Origin of the sequence: Puia sp., assembly GCF_035546395.1 — a bacterium.
In the GTDB taxonomy this organism is placed as follows: Bacteria; Bacteroidota; Bacteroidia; order Chitinophagales; family Chitinophagaceae; genus Puia.
In genome coordinates this window covers 26,246-42,463 of record NZ_DASZXR010000014.1, presented here as the reverse complement: position 1 = coordinate 42,463, position 16,218 = coordinate 26,246, and the positions used below count along the sequence as shown (strand labels likewise).

Below are 16,218 nucleotides of genomic sequence, written 5' to 3'. Positions count from 1 at the left end.
GTCGGACCCCGATGCTCCTAGAGGATATCTTCCTCCCTGAATCCATACCGGGCTTTGATCCTGCGAGTCAGCTCCTCCATGGGAATCCGCTGGGGAATGTGGTCCTCTCCCCGCTCCCACTGATCCAATTCCTCGCGGATATGCTTCTTTTGCAGCTCGTTTACCTGTTGCAGCAGGTCCTTTGTCGTCTCCTTTTGTTTTTCATTGATCGACTGCTTTTTGTCCTGCCGCATCTCCCGGTCGCGGCGCATTTCGTCTTCCGCGGAAGCCATCTGCCGCAACTCCAGCGAGGCCAGGGCCAGGTCATAGGGCCCGGTATTCATGATCAGCTTCGACAACACGGGCCCCGTTTCGATCAGGATGATCAGCAGCGACAGCAACAGGCTGGTCCAGAAGACGCTTGGTTCATGGGCCGAAAGATCGGCCAGGGCCTTGTTTCGTTCCAGGAAGCCCACGTCCGCCTTTACCTGTTCCTCGTACTGGCGGTTGCGGAGTTCCCGGCCGGCGTTGGCCTCTGCGATCAGGCTGTCCTGGTAGTGCATCTGCTGATCCAGCTGCGCCAGCTCGGGTGCGTGTTGCTGCCGGGTCGATTCATAGGCCTGCTGCTTCAACCGGGTCAGCTTGTCGATGCCCCGCCGTTGCGATCCACCCGTCCCGTCCGCTTCCCGCAGATAATCCTGTTGCAGCCGGTGGAGAGTGTCTTCCACCGCGGACTTGCGGGCGCTCAGCCTGTCCCGCTCCTGCTGGGCCGCCAGTAGTTTCCCGCGGTTCTCGGCCTGCAGGAGACTGTCGTTCATCAGCATTTTCTGGTGGCGGTTGGCGGCCATCTGCACGTCGACCTCCTTTTCGAATATCTTCAGCTCCAGCGGCCGGGCGATGGTAAACCCGATCAATATCGCCAGCGCCAGCCGCGGCGTCGCCATCCATATCTGCTTTTGTCGTGTGACCCCATACTTCCGCATGGTCGAGACCAGGAACCGGTCGAAGTTGAAGATGATCAGTCCCCATACGATCGCGAACAGCACCGCCCAGACCGGGTCGGCGAAAACGCTGTAGATCGCATAACCGGCCGATAGGGCCGCCAGTGCGAAGGTCGCCAGCAACACGCCTCCCAACCCCGCGTACTTGGACTGCTCGGAAGGACAGTCCTTCAGCAATCCCTGGTAGGCGCCCGAGCACCACCATAAAAAATGTCTTTCGAGAGGCTGCTTTGCCCTTTTCGTCGTCCCGGTGAAAGAGTCATAGGTATAGCCGCCCTCTAGCCGGCCGCCGTCGGTGGTCGTTGTTGCCATAAAAAATGGATTGGGTTACGCCCGGCAAATCCGCAGGACGCATTCGTGGGTTGAAGTGGGAACCCTGAAAGAACGGGAATTCTCCGGACAAATTGCAAAGGAAAAGCTAAAACGGCGCCGCGATCCGCACTGCTTCGGCGCTGAGCGCCCCGTGGATCAACCGGGCAAACTCCACCGCATGCGCCCCATCCCCATGCAGGCAAACCGTCTCCCCACGCCCCTCGCGCACCATCTTCAACACCTGCGCCACCGCCACCGCGCCATCCCCGATCAGCGCGCCTGGCTCCGACCTCGGCGTAAGACTCCCATCCGGCCGGTAGCTGCGGTCAGCAAACACCTCACGGACAAAGCGCAGCCCCGCCCTCAAAGCCGCAGGCTCCAGCAAACTCGCGCTAAGGCCATATAAAAGCAATGAACTATCGAAACCCGCCACCACACGAGCGATCACCGACGCCACTTCCAGATCCCGGGCTGCTCGGTTATATAAGGCACCATGTGGCTTCACATGGTGCAAATGCACTCCCAGCCCCTTACACACCTCATCGAGCAGCCGTAGCTGGGCAAACAGCGAATCCTCCAGCGCGTCCAGCTCGGCCGCAACGACCGGTTCGTGCAGCGTATCCACCCGCCCGAACCCGGCGCGATCGGGATAGGAAGGATGCGCCCCGATGGCCACGCCGTGCCGTATCGCCAGCTCGACCGTCCGGCGCATGACGTCAAGATCACCCGCATGAGCGCCACAGGCAATATTCGCACTACTGATAAAAGGAAAGATCGCCGCGTCCGTCTCCATCCCCTCCCCCATGTCGCAATTGAGGTCCACCGAAAACACGGCATCGGCACGAGATTTCAACACACCATCTCATTTAAGTGATCCATACAGCTGCGCTGCAGGATGTGCAGCTCTTTCTGACGCGACAGGAGCAACTGTTCGGCAAGGATAGGGTCCATCAGCTTGAACTGGATCGTATCGGAAGGCCGCAGCTGCGCCAGCTTGGGCAGATGGGCGGTGACGACATGCGCGATACGCGGATAGCCGCCGGTCGTCTGGTGGTCGGCCATCAGCACGATCAGCTGCCCGCTGGGCAACAGCTGTACCGTCCCGAAGCTGACCGCCGAAGAGACCAGCTCCACGGACCGCTCGAGGGCCAGCGGAGAGCCCTTCAGCTGGTAGCCCATCCGATCGGAGGAAGGATGGATCAGGAAATTGTTCTCCAGCAAGGCGTTCTTCGAAGAGGGAGAAAGACATTCCCATTCCCGCCCGGGGAGAAACCCGATCTCGTGCGGATATTGGTAGATCTTTTCGGTATTGACCCGCCAGGGAAGCGTCTCAAAATTGCTTTCGTTCTTCAAAAGCCCGGCGAAGTAGATCGTGTTCTCGTTAAAGGGAAGCTCATCTCCCTTCTTTAACGCCAGCCCGGCAAAGCCCCCGGCCCCGGCCTTGAGGTTCGTGCTGTAGCTGTTGAGCCATTTCTTCAGGCAGTACCCGCCATGCACGCTCAGGTAGCATCTTCCGCCCTGCACGAGGGAGGGAAAATGCAGGACAGTATTCTTCCGGACCACGACAGGCTGCCACCGCGGGATCTCTTCATCGTTGATCGTTGGGGAGAAGTTGGCGCCGGTGATGGCGATCAGCGTATTCTGCTCGAAAAGGATCTGCGGACCCGGAAAATGGATCTCGATCACCGCCTCATGCTGGTCATTCCCCACCAGCAGGTTGGCCACCTGGGCCGCATACACATCCATCGCTCCGCCGGGATTTACCCCGATGTTTCCGAAACCATGCCTGCCCAGATCCTGAATAGTGTCGAGCAAGCCGGGCTTAATAATGGAGAAAGCCATAGAATGAGTTTGATTTGGGGTGTGGGTCGCAACAGTGGCTTCAAGAGACGGGATTTATCGGGCGCTGCGGAATACTTCGGAGGCATGTAAGCTACAAATTCGCGCTTGAATTTGCAAATGAGATTTCGCGAAAGTCCACGGGTGAGATCGTCCGAAACCGGACCTGGTCGCCGGCCCGCAGCAAGGCCGGCGCTTCGGCGTCTGCATCGAACAGCTTTACCGGCGTCCGGCCAATGACCCACCATCCACCGGGACTGTCCAGCGGATAAATGCCAGTCTGCATGCCCGCAATCCCCACGCCACCCGCTCGAACAGCCTCCGGTTGCGGCTTTCGGGGGATCTCGAGCCGGCCGTGCAATCTCCCCAGGTAGGGAAAACCCGGCAAAAAGCCAATCATATAGACCCGGTATAAGCCGGCCGTATGCAACCCGACCAGTTCCTCCGGCGGCATTCCCTTTTGTGCCGCCACCTTTTCGAGGTCAGGGGCATATTCGCCGGCATAACAAACCGGTATCTCGACGATCCGTCCCCCTTCAAGGGTATCCGGCAGAGGCCCCGCCTCCTCAAAGGCCTTCCGCAATAACCCCTCCAACCAGGCATACGCCTCTCCCGGACCGGCAATTCCCGCCAGCACCATCCCGGCAGGATCGTAGAATACCGTCACGGAGCTGTACGCTGCGACGATATCCAGCCGGCCGGGAAAGGGCCGTGCAACCAACCAATCCTGAATAGCAATGGATTTTACATTAAGGTATTCATCAATGCAGTTGCCGAGGTCAATTGTGATTGCCGAATCACCCAGGGGGAAGACGGAATAAGAAGAGGACAGGCCACTCACGGCATATGATTTGGTTGACAAAATACGCTATTTTGAACAATGAGCCGGCCCCGGGTGTTCATAAACTTATAACTTCAATTTTTTACCTGTTTGTAACCTTCTGATTTTCATTGGATACGGAAAACGTCTCATCCGTCTGCCGTCCCCTACGGGTTCCGGCTGATTTTTTAGTTTGATGGTTATACTGTAAAATTGCAAGCCGACAAGGCGTAAACGGGCCACGGGCCCGTTGGCCGAAGGCCGATAATTGGCCGTCTGGCGCAAGGGCTGATTTTGCTCTTAGCCCGATGGCGACAGACAATAATATTATAATGGCGAAAAATCTATTGATAGTGGAGTCTCCGGCGAAAGCCAAGACCATAGAAAAGATACTGGGCGAAGACTTTGAGGTGAAGAGCTGCTATGGGCACATCCGCGACCTCGAAAAGGATGATATGGGCATCGATATCAAGAACAACTATCGCCCGCGATATATCGTTCCAGCTGATAAAGAAAAGGTTGTCAAAGAGTTAAAATCCGTCGCGAAGAAATCCGGCGAGGTATGGCTCGCGACGGATGAGGACCGTGAAGGGGAGGCCATATCCTGGCATCTGTGCGAGGTCCTGGGTCTCGATCCCGTGACCACCAAGCGGATCGTCTTCCATGAGATCACCAAACCCGCCATCCAGTCGGCGGTCACAAAACCCCGGACGGTGGACATGAACCTGGTCAACGCCCAGCAGGCCCGCCGGATACTGGACCGCATCGTAGGCTTTGAGCTCAGCCCCGTCCTCTGGCGGAAGATGAGCATGAAGAACAACCTCAGCGCCGGCCGCGTACAAAGCGTTGCCGTCCGCATCATCGCCGAACGCGAACGCGAGATCAACGCCTTCACACCCGTCAGCTCGTTCAAAATAGAAGCCCTGTTTACGGCCAAGGACGTCAGCGGCAAGGCCGTCACCTTCTCCGCCGAAGGCCGCAAACAATCCTCGGCCGAGAACGCCGAGAAATTCCTGCAGGGCTGTATCAAGGCCGACTATACGGTAACGGATATCCAGGTCAAACCCGGGAAGAAAAGTCCGGCCGCGCCGTTCACCACCTCCACCCTCCAGCAGGAAGCCAGCCGCAAACTGGGCTATTCCGTCAGCCGCACCATGCTGCTGGCCCAGAAGCTCTACGAAAGCGGTAAGATCACTTATATGCGTACCGACAGCGTCAACCTGAGCGACCTCGCGATGGACGCCGCCGCCAACCAGATCAAGAGCCAATACGGCAATAAATATCACCAGGCGCGGAAATTCAAAAACAAGAACGAATCCGCGCAGGAGGCCCACGAAGCCATCCGCCCCACCTATATGGACGCCATGACGGTGGAGGATGCCGACTGCCGCCGCCTCTATGAGCTGATCTGGAAACGGACCATGGCCAGCCAGATGGCGGACGCCGAGTTGGAGAAGACCATCGCCAAGATTAGGATCAGCACGAATAAAGAAGAACTAACCGCCAGCGGCGAAGTGCTCAAGTTCGACGGCTTCCTGAAAGTCTATATGGAAGACCGTGATGAAGAGGATATGACGGAGGAAGATGGCCAGGAAGGAATGCTTCCCCCATTGACGGTCAACCAAAAACTCCCGCTGAAGGAAATGCGGGCCGTCGAGCGGTTCACCCGCCCCCAGCCCCGGTACACGGAGGCATCTCTCGTAAAGAAACTCGAAGAATTGGGCATCGGCCGGCCCTCCACCTATGCCCCCACCATCTCCACGATCCTCAAACGCGGCTATGTGGAAAAACGCGATAAGGAAGGCGTAAAAAGAGATTTCCGTATCCTGCAGCTGAAGAACGACAAGATCGAAAAGCTGGTCGAGCAGGAGAACACCGGCGCCGAAAAGTCCAAATTATTCCCCACCGACCTTGGCCTGGTGGTGACGGACTTCCTCAAGCAATACTTCGACGACATCATGGATTACCATTTCACCGCGCGTATCGAAGAGGAATTCGACGAAGTGGCGCGGGGAAAAATACAATGGAGCAAGATGATCGATGATTTCTACAACCCTTTCAAAAAGGATGTGGAGAACACCATCGAGAATGCCGAACGCATCAAGGGCGAACGCGAGCTGGGCATCGATCCGGCCAGCGGAAAAAAGGTCGTCGCCCGCATGGGCCGCTATGGTCCCATGGTGCAGATCGGAGATGTGAATGACGAAGAAAAGCCGCGTTTCGCCAAGCTGAAGAATACGCAAAGCATCGAGACCATCAGTTATGATGAGGCGATGGAGCTGTTCCGTTTGCCGCGTAACCTGGGGCCCTTCGAGGATAAGGATGTGACGGTCAATATTGGCCGCTTTGGTCCCTATATCGCCCATGACGGGAAGTTCTATTCGCTGGGCAAAGAATTCGATCCCTATACGATCACCTTCGACCAGGCCCAACCTATGGTCGTTGAAAAGCGGGCGGCAAAGGAACAACGCACCATCAAGGTCTTCGAGAAAGAGAAGATCCAGCTGCTGCGCGGTCCCTACGGCCCCTATATCAAGCAGGGCCTGCGCAATTACAAGCTGCCGAAGGAAAAGCAGGAAACCGCAGCCGATCTGACCCTTGAAGAGGTGAAAGCCATCATCGAAGAGGTCAAGGCCAACCCGCCCAAGCGGGTGCCCCGCAAGAAAAAAGGCAGTTAACCCGCAGTTCCCATGATGGGAATATCCGCCGCGTCCGAAATAGTCTGGCACGCAATTTAATGAACATCCGGGGCGTTAGTGTGGATAAGAAGTCCACTAAACTCTTATGAACTTCCCCGATCTTGGTGCCGTACGGAATCCGTAGATTTGAGAAGGCAACGAACCGCTATGCAGGAAAACAAGGAAATATTAGCCCTGTTCCATTTGATCGACGACCCCGACCAGGAAGTATTCGACTCTGTCAGCAGCCGCATCGTCAGCTACGGCAGGGGCATCATTCCCAATCTCGAGAGCCTGTGGGAGAATACGATCAGCAACGAAGTGCAGGAACGTATCGAGCTGCTCATCCACAAGCTGCACTATCACGATCTTACCGAAGATTTCAACCACTGGAAAAACAGCAGCTACCAGGACCTGCTGACCGCCTCCCTCCTCGTGGCCAAATTCCAGTTCCCCGATCTCATTACCACCCCGGTGCTGCAGGAAGTCGAAAAGCTCCGCCGCAATATCTGGCTCGAGCTCAACAGCTATCTCACTCCGCTGGAGCAGGTACATGTCGTTACCAGCATCCTCTATAACTACTATGGACTGAAAGGAACCGAGGTCGCCTACCAGCATCCCGAAGAATTCCTGATCAACAAGCTGATCGAGACGAAACGAGGGAATTCCATCACCAACGGTATCCTCTACCTGCTGCTCAGCGAGCTGCTGGACATCCCGGTAAAGGCCATCAATATTCCCCGGCAATTCGTTCTCGCCTACATCAAACCGTATTACGAGGAGAATCCCGAAAAGCTCAGCCCCCTGCAGCGCATCGAGTTCTTCATCGATCCCACCAGCGGCCAGGTGTTCTCCCACAAGGACGTCGAAAGCTATTTCAAGCGCATCTCCGTCCCGCCCGTGAACAGCTACTTCAAGCCCCTGACGCATAACCGCATCATCCAGACCGCGCTCGAAGAGTTCAGCAAATGCTTCGACGACGAACGCAACGCCTACAAGCAAAAGGAATTATTGGAACTGGCTAAACTGCTTTGCGATTAACGACCGCCGCCAACGCCCTCCCACAAAGCACTAAGGGCCGCCCCTTGCGGAGCAGCCTCTTAGGTATTTTGCCGAACCAAGACAAAAACTATTTATTCCAAACCGTCCACTGGGCCGTCCAGTCATTGGAGGCATCCAACGCGCCGATATAGGTCACTTTATCGAAAAAGGCCACATTCAGCCTGGTAAGATCGAATTTCGCCGGCGTCGTCAGCGCCGGTGAGCCGGAAGCGGGTTTCAGATTCGGGCTGGCGTTGTTGAATGGATCCGTCAGCTTGATATCCGTCGCATTGGGGTACAGCACACTGCCGTTTGTCGTCGTCGTGATCGTCTGCAGCGTAGCTGCATCGAGAACGGCCGGGCTGATCGCCAACCCACCCACCTGGAACGGGTTGTTGACCGCATGCAGGAAGCTGTTGTAGAATTTCGAATCGCCCCGGGAATAGTACAGCGCCGTAGAATCCTGCTCGACATCCAGACCGGCCTTCTGACCGCCCATGACGATGGAATTGGCGAGGATGAACTTGCAGCCCCTTCTCCACCGCATTCCGTAACCATAATCCGCCTTGACGCCTGCTGCATTGTTGGGACCCACGGCCGTGAAATTCGACAGCACCGGGTAAGTGATCGGCGTCTTACCGTACGAGATCGAGTTGGCCGGATTCACATTGTCCACCTCGAAGTTGTTCGAAAGGTCGCCCGATCCCCCTTTGTCGTCCGTAAATCCGGGGTCCTTGACCGAGATCGCAAACTGGATATTGCCGGAGAAACCATCGTCCATATCGAAATCGTCATCGGCGCAGTTGTAGGCGATGAGGTGTTTCGCGTTGACAGTGCCGCCAAAGAATTCGAATCCATCGTCCAGCCCGCGAACGACCTGGATGTAGTCGAGCGTCGTGCCGGAACCGACACCATACAGCGAAAGGCCGTTGACTTCATCGCCGGGATTGACGGCTTTGCCCGCATACTCGATCCGGACATATTTCATCGTACCCGAATTGTCCGCATCATTGGTGCCGCCGAAGACGCTGAACTGGGGATCGACGCCGCCCTCGATGAACTGATGGTTGGTGTTCCCTTTCGCCTGCCCCACCAGGATCACGCCGCCCAGGTCGCCAGGCTTTGGACCTGCTTCACCCGACGTGAACACGATCGGCTCGGCGGCCGTACCCGTTGCATTGATCTTTGCGGTACGATAAATGACCAGCACCCCTGCTGAATCCTTATTGGAAACGATCTTCGTACCCGGATCGATCGTGATGGTGGCGCCACTGGTCACGTATACATACCCGCGGAGATGATAGGTCTTGGTCTTTACCCAATGCTGGTCGGTCGTGATGGTGCCCCGGACAAAGATATTTGTCGAAGTGTCCGTACCCGGGCCGTTGTTGCTTCCGCCGCCGGGATTTGGTTTGTCGTCGCTCTTGCTACAGCTCACGCCCAGCAGTGTCGCGCCAAAGGCGGTCGCTAACAGAATGTTCTTCATAAATCGTGTTTTCTTTTGGATGTTTATTTAAAATGGTATCGTAGGCCGATGGTGGCGGTGGTGCCGAAGGTGAAGCTCCGGATGATCGCGTCCTTCGCCGGATCATATGCAGTATGCGTCGCGGTCGGATCGAATTTGTAATACCACCTGTAAGGTTGAGCCAGGAGATCGCTCAGGGTGAGCTTTAGCTCCAGTTTATCTTTCAGCAGTTTCTTACTCACCTGCACATCCAGTGCGTCTCGCGACGCTTCGAAGATATTGGCGCCTCCTGCAACGGCGCGGGTCAGCAGCCGCTGGCCAATGCGATTGTACAGGACGTTCGCCGACCAGCTTTCACCCTCGGGAAGATACAGCAGCCCCGCATTGATGAGATAAGGACTCTGCCCCTGCATCGGGCTCTTCAGGTCCTGACCGTTGAACTGGACCCCTCCCTTGATGTAGGCCGCATTCGTGTACACCGTCAGGTGGCTGAGCCAATCGCTCCCGACGAAATCCAGTTTCTTTCGGACCTCGATCTCCGCACCATACACATAGGCATGATCGGCGTTCTCAGGCTGGAAATTGCCGTTGCCATGGTTGGTCAGCTCGATCGGGTCGGTGAAATATTTATAGAAAAGGCTGCCGGACAATATTTCTCCCGCCTGTGGGAAGAATTCATAGCGGAGATCCGCATTCGTATTCTTTGACCGGACAAGGAGGGGGTTGCCGGTGACCGAAACATCATTGTCATAATCATAAACGGCATAGCTGGCGAGCTCGCGGAACTCAGGGCGGTTGACGGCCCGGCTGCCGGAAAGCCGCAGGTTGGTGCGGCTGCTCAAGGAATAGGTAAGCAACAGCGAGGGCAGCACGTCGGTATTGGCAATATCGATCGGGACCTTGTTCCTGGCCGTCAGTTTTTGATGATAGCGTTCTACCCGGGCTCCCCAGGTAGCCTTCAGCTTCGAAGACAACCGGTTTTCCATCAACGCATAACCGGCATTCAGCAGGGAATTGGCGTCATAGTCGGTGGAATTGGCGAAGATATTGGCTACCGTCAGGTTGTACTTGTCGATATTGTCCGGGGTGAAAAGGGTTCCAAAGCTGATATCCTTCGACATGGGAATGGCCACCGTTCCGCTGCCCAGATTGGCATACCCCAACGCGCTTACCTGCACACTCCGGTCGCGGTACGCGTTCAGCGATCCGATCTGCCATTTCTGGGGCTGTTCCCCCCATTTAAAGGTGCGGCTTACGGAAAAACCTCCGTCATAGATCCACTCCCCGAGGAAGGAATATACCCGCCCCGCCGTCCGGATGGCCGGGGAGTTCTCGTTGCTGAGGCTCACGGAATAATCCGCGTCCACGTTATCGGCGCTCCGGAAGGCCAATATCTTCTGGTCCGGCTGATTTCGATAGGTATATCCAACTGCCCCCATCCACTCGATGTTCCAATTCTTCCCGGGCTTATGCGCACCCTCTACCACGGAATGCACGATCCCGTTCTGGCTCACTTCGTTATTCAGGCTTTGGGTGTAAAAGAAATTCGGATCGTTTATTCGGTTGATTCCCTTTCGCGGCGCCAATGTTTTTACAAACTCGTTATTGTAGATTGTCTTCCAGGCGATCTTGCTCCGCCCAAAGGAGTAGGCCAGGCTCAGCAGACCCGAAAGATTGTTCTTGTCCTCGTAGTTGACGGTGCTGTACCCTACCTGGAAGGCCCGGTTGATATCGTATTCGTCGCGTTCCCTGTCCGATACGGCGCGGCCGGCGCCGTATCCAAGACTGAAGATGGCGCCCAGCTTTCGGCCGTTCGACAACAGCCGGGTATTCCCGCCGGTGTACTGGACACTGACGGCCGGCAGGCTTTGTCTCGCCGTTTCGAACCCAAAAGTATTTGGGAATAGTTTTGTTACCGCTCGTTTGTACGCATCGGAATTGTTGATGAAGTCCGCGCCGCGCTGGCGATAGTAAGGACCGGGGATCAGCCGGGAGTTATCCAGGTACCCCAGCCAGTCATACTTCCCGTTCGGCTGTCCTTTGTAGAAATTCTTCCCGGTGGTCTTGGAGTTGACTCCCACCGAGACCGAAAGCTCGCTGATCGGCTGCGCCGGGAAATCTTTTGTCTGCACTTTCACCGCGCCACCCGAAAAATCCCCGGGCAGATCGGGCGTGGCCGCCTTATAGATCACCAACTGGTCCACCAGCGAGGACGGCAGGATATTAAAGGCAAAGGCTTTCTTGTCCGCCTCCGTGCTGGGCAACGGCGCGTTGTTCAGCAGCGCCACATTATACCGCTCGTTCATCCCCCGGATGACCACGAACTTGTTCTCCTGCACCGAAGCGCCGCTCACCCGCTTCAGCACATCCCCGGTATTCTTGTCGGGACTGCGCCGGATGACATCCGCGCTTATCCCGTCCGAAATAGCAGAGCTGTTCTTCTGGATGGCATATAACGACGCAACCGAAGCCCTGCGGACGCTCGTACTGACGACGACCTGCTGGAGGCTTTCCGAGTTGGTGGAGACCAGTATATTTAGAGAAGTTCCATTCTCGTTCACCACCACGCTGTCGAGCCGTCGCGTTACCAGGCCGACGCCCGAAACCGTCAGGCTATAGAACCGGCCTTTCTCCGCCGGAAGGAAGAACTGCCCTTCCACATCCGTGCTAACACCCCCCTTTGTCCCCTCCAATACCACCGAGGCCCCCGGCACCGGGGTATTTGTCCCGGCATTCCACACTTTGCCCGTGATACGGGCGGTCTGCGATTGAGCGCGGATACCAATAAACAATAGAATAATGGCAAGGAAGGGGGATTTTGCTTGGTTCATGGGCCAAAACTACCCCGGCCTTGTTAACGCGTCGTTAACCGTTCATTAACGAGCGGTTAACAACAAGGTATAAAAAAAATCCGCAGTAACTTATCTGCGGATTTTCCAGAAACTATCTAAAAGTGACTATACACCCAGGGACCAGCCCTGGCGGTAGGTCCGCTTGACAAACTGGTTGGCTTCGTCGAAGTTGGTGATCTTCATATTCTGCGCATCCCAGAGCAGCTTCTTCCGGCCGGGGAAATGGCCGTTGGCGTCCTTGATCATATACGAGCGCAGGGCCAGGTTGCCCATCAATATCGTCTCGGTCAACGGTCCGGCATAATCGAAGGGAGAGCTGAGCTCCTTCTGGCCATAGCCCGCGATACAGGCGTTCACCCATTGATGATAGTGGCCCTCGGGCACCCGCGCGATCGTTTTGGGAATGCTGGCCGTCTCCGGCATCCGCGAAGTTGGCAGCAACGTAGGATTGGCCCCATAACAGGAGCACATGATCTTTCCCTTGGTCCCGGTGATGATCGCTCCCCCGTCCTCATTACCCATCGGCTCATTGGGGCCCAGTTCGTCGGGCCGCACGGGACGGATACCGCCGTCCATCCAGTGCAGCGCGACATCCGGCTTACCCGGCTTGCCCGGGAAGTTCATCTTTACATAGGAAGAAACGGGACAACTGTCGGGATGATAGGTTGGATTCCACATGACCTCATAGGTGGAAGCGATACTGCACTCCACGGCATTGGGGTAACCCAGACCGACGGTTTTGAACGGCGGATCGATCAGGTGACAGCCCATATCGCCGAGGGCGCCTGTGCCATAGGCCCACCAGCCGCGCCAGTTGAAGGGCAGGTAGAGTTTATGGTACTCGTCGGCCTGGGCCGGACCCTGCCAGAGATCCCAGTTCAGCTCCTTGGGAATCTCTTCCTGGCCTGTGGGCTTAGCCAGCCCCTGCGGCCATACCGGCCGGTTCGTCCAGACGTGGATCGCCGTGGCGTCGCCGATAAGCCCGGCATTGTACCACTCCTGCATCAATCGGACGCCGTCACCCGAAGAACCCTGGTTGCCCATCTGGGCGACCACCTTATAGCGTTTGGCCGCCTCGGTGAGCATGCGGGCCTCGTAGATATCGTGCGTCATCGGCTTCTGGCAATACACATGCTTGCCGAGCTGCATGGCGGCCATCGCCGCCACCGCATGGATATTGTCCGGGGTAGACACGGAAACGGCGTCGAAATGCTTGTGCTCCTTGTCCAGCATCTCGCGGAAGTCCTTATAATATTTTGCCTTGGGATATTCCTTCACGGAAGCCGCCGCCTGGCGGTCATCCACGTCACAGAGATAGGCGACATCCACCTTTCCGCTGCTGAAAAAATTCTTGAGGTCATCGTGTCCTTTGCCGCCGGCGCCGATCGCGGCGACGGTCAACCGGTCACTGGGAGCCAAAAATCCGCGGCCTAATACATGGCGCGGAACGATAAAAAAGCCGGTGGCGGCCATCGCGGTGCCGCGCAGGAATTCGCGGCGGGAGTTTTTCTTAGTTGACATACGACTAAAATAAAACTAAAAAAGCACCCGGCGGGTGCTAAAATTTCAAAATTAATTTTGCTCTAATGTCGGCTTACGCCAACGTCGCCTGCGAGGTGATCTCGCATTTCAGCACCCGGCTCACCGGGCAGCCTTGCTCCGCAGCCTTGACCAGCTCCTGGAATTTCTCATTGGAGATACCCGGCACCTTGGCTTTGATCACCAGCGCCGATTGAGTAATGGTCGGCGGCTGCATGGCGATGTCGAAGTTGATCGTAGCGGTAGTCTCCAGGCTATCCGGCGTGAAGCCTGCTCCCTGCAGCTGGAAGGCCAGGGCCATCGTGAAACAGCCGGCATGCGCCGCGGCGACCAGTTCTTCGGGGTTGGTCCCTACGCCTTGCTCGAAACGCGTCTTGTAAGAATACTGTGCATTGTTCAGGGTCGTGCTTTGTGTCGTTAAATGGCCGTTACCGTCTTTTCCGGAGCCGTTCCAAGCGGCCGTTGCTGTACGTTTCATAACTTTTGTATATTTAATTTAAAGAACTCAGAACAATGACGACCATCCAATGGCCCGATTTTGCGAAGATAGAGATTCGGGCCGGAACGATCCTTGAAGTTAACGATTTTCCCAAAGCAAAAAAGCCGGCCTGGCAGCTGACCATCGATTTCGGAGAATTGGGTATTAAACGGTCATCCGCACAGATAACCGAGCTCTATGATAGGCAGGAACTTATCGGGAAACAGGTGGTGGCGGTCGTCAATTTCCCGCCCAAACAGATCGCGAATTTTTTCAGCGAATGTCTGGTCCTGGGTGTGTATACTGACAAAAAAGAAGTAGTTTTATTGACCCCTGATAAAAAGGTAACAAACGGCTGGAAAATAGGCTGAATCATGTCAACGACGCTGGCCATCACCTCGACGTATTACCAATCCCCGCTAGGCCTCCTGCGTATCGGCGGAACGGATACGTATATCAGCGAGATCAGTTTTGTCGATCATCTCGAAGAATCCGACTACCAGCATACCAGCATTCAGGGCCCTGTCACGCCCATGGTCATCCAGTGCATCGAACAGCTGATCCAGTACTTCCAGGGCCAGCGCCGCGTCTTCGAATTCCCCGTCTACCAGGAAGGCACGCCCTTTCAGCAGCGGGTCTGGAATGAGCTCACCTCCATTCCCTTTGGAAAGACCCTCTCCTATCTCGACCTGTCCCGCCGTCTCGGCGACACGAAGGCTATCCGCGCCGCCGCTTCCGCCAACGGCCGCAACAATGTCGCTATCGTCGTTCCCTGCCACCGGGTCATAGGCTCCAAGCGCGATCTCGTCGGCTATGCCGGCGGACTCTGGCGCAAAAAATGGTTGCTCGACCATGAGACGAAGATCATGTATGGAGTGCAAACCCTCTTCTAGGCCGGACGGCGACCGCTAATAAGTCAATTGATTCGCATATCGCCTCAAGGCGATCTCCGCCGCCTTCGCCGCATAGCTCACATTCACCAGCAAAAATCCCGCATTTTCAAAACTCTGTTGCGCATTCTTCACTTCCACAATGGTCGCCTGGCGGAGCTGGAACCGCTTCATCACCAGGTCCAGCAGCTTCTGTGACAATTCGTAATTGGCCCTCGCCGTCTCCACCTGCTGGAGATTGTTCGTATAGGCCTGGAAACTCTTGACGGCATTGGAAGTATAGTTCAGCAGCAGGGTGTCGCGCACCAGCTGCGCATTCTTCGTATTGACCCCCGCGATCTGGGCCTGCTTCTTATAGATATTCCCGTTGAAGATCGGCACGTTCAGCGTAATCCCCGCATAAGGCCCGTAGTTGAGGTTCAGCAGCGAAAAACCCACGGAGTTTTGCGTCCGGCTATAGTTATAGCCCGCATTGGCGACCAGCGAAGGATAACGCAGGGCTCCCGTCTCCTTCTCGATATATTGGTTGATCGTGATCTGCTGGTTGGCCGCGATGACATCGGGATTGGCCGACTGAACCCCGCTGAGGATATCGGCCAGCTTGACATTCCGGTCGATCAGGATCGTATCCTCCACAACGATAGCGCTGTCGGGATTCAGCGTCAGCAGGGTCAGCAGATCGGTCTTGCCCTGGTCGATCACCAGTTGCTGCGCCTGCAGGTTCTGGATCTGCGTGTTGAGGTCCACCTGGGATTGGAACAGGTCGGCGTTGTTGGCCAGCCCGACGCTCTGCTGCGCCTGGACGATGGCCAGTTGCTGCTTCTGCGCGTCGATGGAGGCCTGCAGGGTCCTGGCATAGCTCTGCTGCCGGACGATATCATAATATTTCAGCAGTACATTGTTCACCAGGATCAGCGCCCGGGAAGACAACTGCTGGCGGGTCTGGGTCTCGATGGCCCCGAGCCGCTTCTTGGCCGTGACCACCCGCTCGCCGTTGTAGAGCAGCATATATCCATTGACCCCCGCCGACAGGTTATTCGAAAAAGCATTGTTGCTGGACTTATTATTGGCGGGGTTGGCATACACCTGCTTGAGGCTGGTGGACTGCTCCTGGTCCGACACGCTGCCGGTGACTACAGGCAGGCCTCCGGCGACCCCATAGCTGTTGTTGATGCCGGCGATCGTGACGATGTTCCTGGCCAGTTCGATCCCCAGGTTGTTCTTCAGCGCCACCCGCACCGCTTCATCCCGGGTCAAAGTTTGCGCATTCAAAAAGCCTGCCGGCAATAACAGGGCCAGCCAGCCGAAATACAGTTTTCTCATA

The 16,218-nt window shown here is 56.3% G+C and carries 13 protein-coding genes; 4 read left to right on the top strand and 9 right to left on the bottom strand.

The features are described 5' to 3' along the window. Nucleotides 1-17: 17 nt before the first annotated feature. From VHE34_RS12835 to pxpB, 4 genes are all read right to left on the bottom strand, one after another. A complete protein-coding gene (locus tag VHE34_RS12835; RefSeq protein WP_325588456.1) occupies nucleotides 18-1,292 on the bottom strand; it encodes a DUF4407 domain-containing protein in 1,275 nt (424 codons plus the stop codon). A gap of 106 nt (nucleotides 1,293-1,398) precedes the next feature. Further along, complete coding sequence (locus VHE34_RS12830) at nucleotides 1,399-2,148, bottom strand: 5-oxoprolinase subunit PxpA (RefSeq protein ID WP_325588454.1); 750 nt, start codon at nucleotides 2,146-2,148, stop codon at nucleotides 1,399-1,401. After that, complete coding sequence (locus tag VHE34_RS12825; RefSeq protein WP_325588452.1) at nucleotides 2,142-3,134, bottom strand: biotin-dependent carboxyltransferase family protein; 993 nt, start codon at nucleotides 3,132-3,134, stop codon at nucleotides 2,142-2,144. Before VHE34_RS12825 ends, VHE34_RS12830 begins: the two co-directional genes overlap by 7 nt. Nucleotides 3,135-3,225: 91 nt before the next feature. Then, complete coding sequence (pxpB, locus tag VHE34_RS12820; RefSeq protein ID WP_325588450.1) at nucleotides 3,226-3,993, bottom strand: 5-oxoprolinase subunit PxpB; 768 nt, start codon at nucleotides 3,991-3,993, stop codon at nucleotides 3,226-3,228. A gap of 290 nt (nucleotides 3,994-4,283) precedes the next feature. On the opposite strand from pxpB, the gene topA reads away from it, so the two are divergent. Beyond that, complete coding sequence (topA, locus tag VHE34_RS12815) at nucleotides 4,284-6,629, top strand: type I DNA topoisomerase (RefSeq protein ID WP_325588448.1); 2,346 nt, start codon at nucleotides 4,284-4,286, stop codon at nucleotides 6,627-6,629. 168 nt (nucleotides 6,630-6,797) lie between these two features. Beyond that, a complete protein-coding gene (locus VHE34_RS12810) occupies nucleotides 6,798-7,670 on the top strand; it encodes a transglutaminase family protein (protein WP_325588446.1) in 873 nt (290 codons plus the stop codon). A gap of 88 nt (nucleotides 7,671-7,758) precedes the next feature. Here the strand turns inward: VHE34_RS12810 and VHE34_RS12805 are convergent, their stop codons facing one another. The 4 genes from VHE34_RS12805 to VHE34_RS12790 form a co-directional block, all read right to left on the bottom strand. Then, nucleotides 7,759-9,156: a hypothetical protein gene (locus tag VHE34_RS12805; protein WP_325588444.1), complete on the bottom strand. Its 1,398-nt coding sequence runs from the start codon at nucleotides 9,154-9,156 to the stop codon at nucleotides 7,759-7,761. Nucleotides 9,157-9,179: 23 nt separating this feature from the next. After that, nucleotides 9,180-11,966, bottom strand: coding sequence for a TonB-dependent receptor (locus VHE34_RS12800; RefSeq protein WP_325588442.1), 2,787 nt, complete (start codon nucleotides 11,964-11,966; stop codon nucleotides 9,180-9,182). Nucleotides 11,967-12,092: 126 nt separating this feature from the next. Next, the gene (locus VHE34_RS12795) at nucleotides 12,093-13,508 is read right to left on the bottom strand and encodes a Gfo/Idh/MocA family oxidoreductase (RefSeq protein ID WP_325588440.1); all 1,416 of its coding nucleotides are present in this window, start codon (nucleotides 13,506-13,508) and stop codon (nucleotides 12,093-12,095) included. 73 nt (nucleotides 13,509-13,581) lie between these two features. Beyond that, nucleotides 13,582-14,004 carry an OsmC family protein gene (locus tag VHE34_RS12790; RefSeq protein ID WP_325588438.1) on the bottom strand — a complete coding sequence of 141 codons (423 nt, stop codon included), beginning with the start codon at nucleotides 14,002-14,004 and terminating at the stop codon, nucleotides 13,582-13,584. Nucleotides 14,005-14,039: 35 nt separating this feature from the next. On the opposite strand from VHE34_RS12790, the gene VHE34_RS12785 reads away from it, so the two are divergent. Together VHE34_RS12785 and VHE34_RS12780 are read left to right on the top strand one after the other, a co-directional pair. After that, nucleotides 14,040-14,375: a tRNA-binding protein gene (locus VHE34_RS12785; protein ID WP_325588436.1), complete on the top strand. Its 336-nt coding sequence runs from the start codon at nucleotides 14,040-14,042 to the stop codon at nucleotides 14,373-14,375. Between the two features lie 3 nt (nucleotides 14,376-14,378). Continuing rightward, a complete protein-coding gene (locus VHE34_RS12780) occupies nucleotides 14,379-14,897 on the top strand; it encodes a methylated-DNA--[protein]-cysteine S-methyltransferase (protein ID WP_325588434.1) in 519 nt (172 codons plus the stop codon). A 15-nt stretch (nucleotides 14,898-14,912) separates the two neighbouring features. Here VHE34_RS12780 and VHE34_RS12775 read toward each other — a convergent pair whose 3' ends face one another. Beyond that, nucleotides 14,913-16,217: a TolC family protein gene (locus VHE34_RS12775; protein WP_325588432.1), complete on the bottom strand. Its 1,305-nt coding sequence runs from the start codon at nucleotides 16,215-16,217 to the stop codon at nucleotides 14,913-14,915. Nucleotide 16,218: the final 1 nt, after the last annotated feature.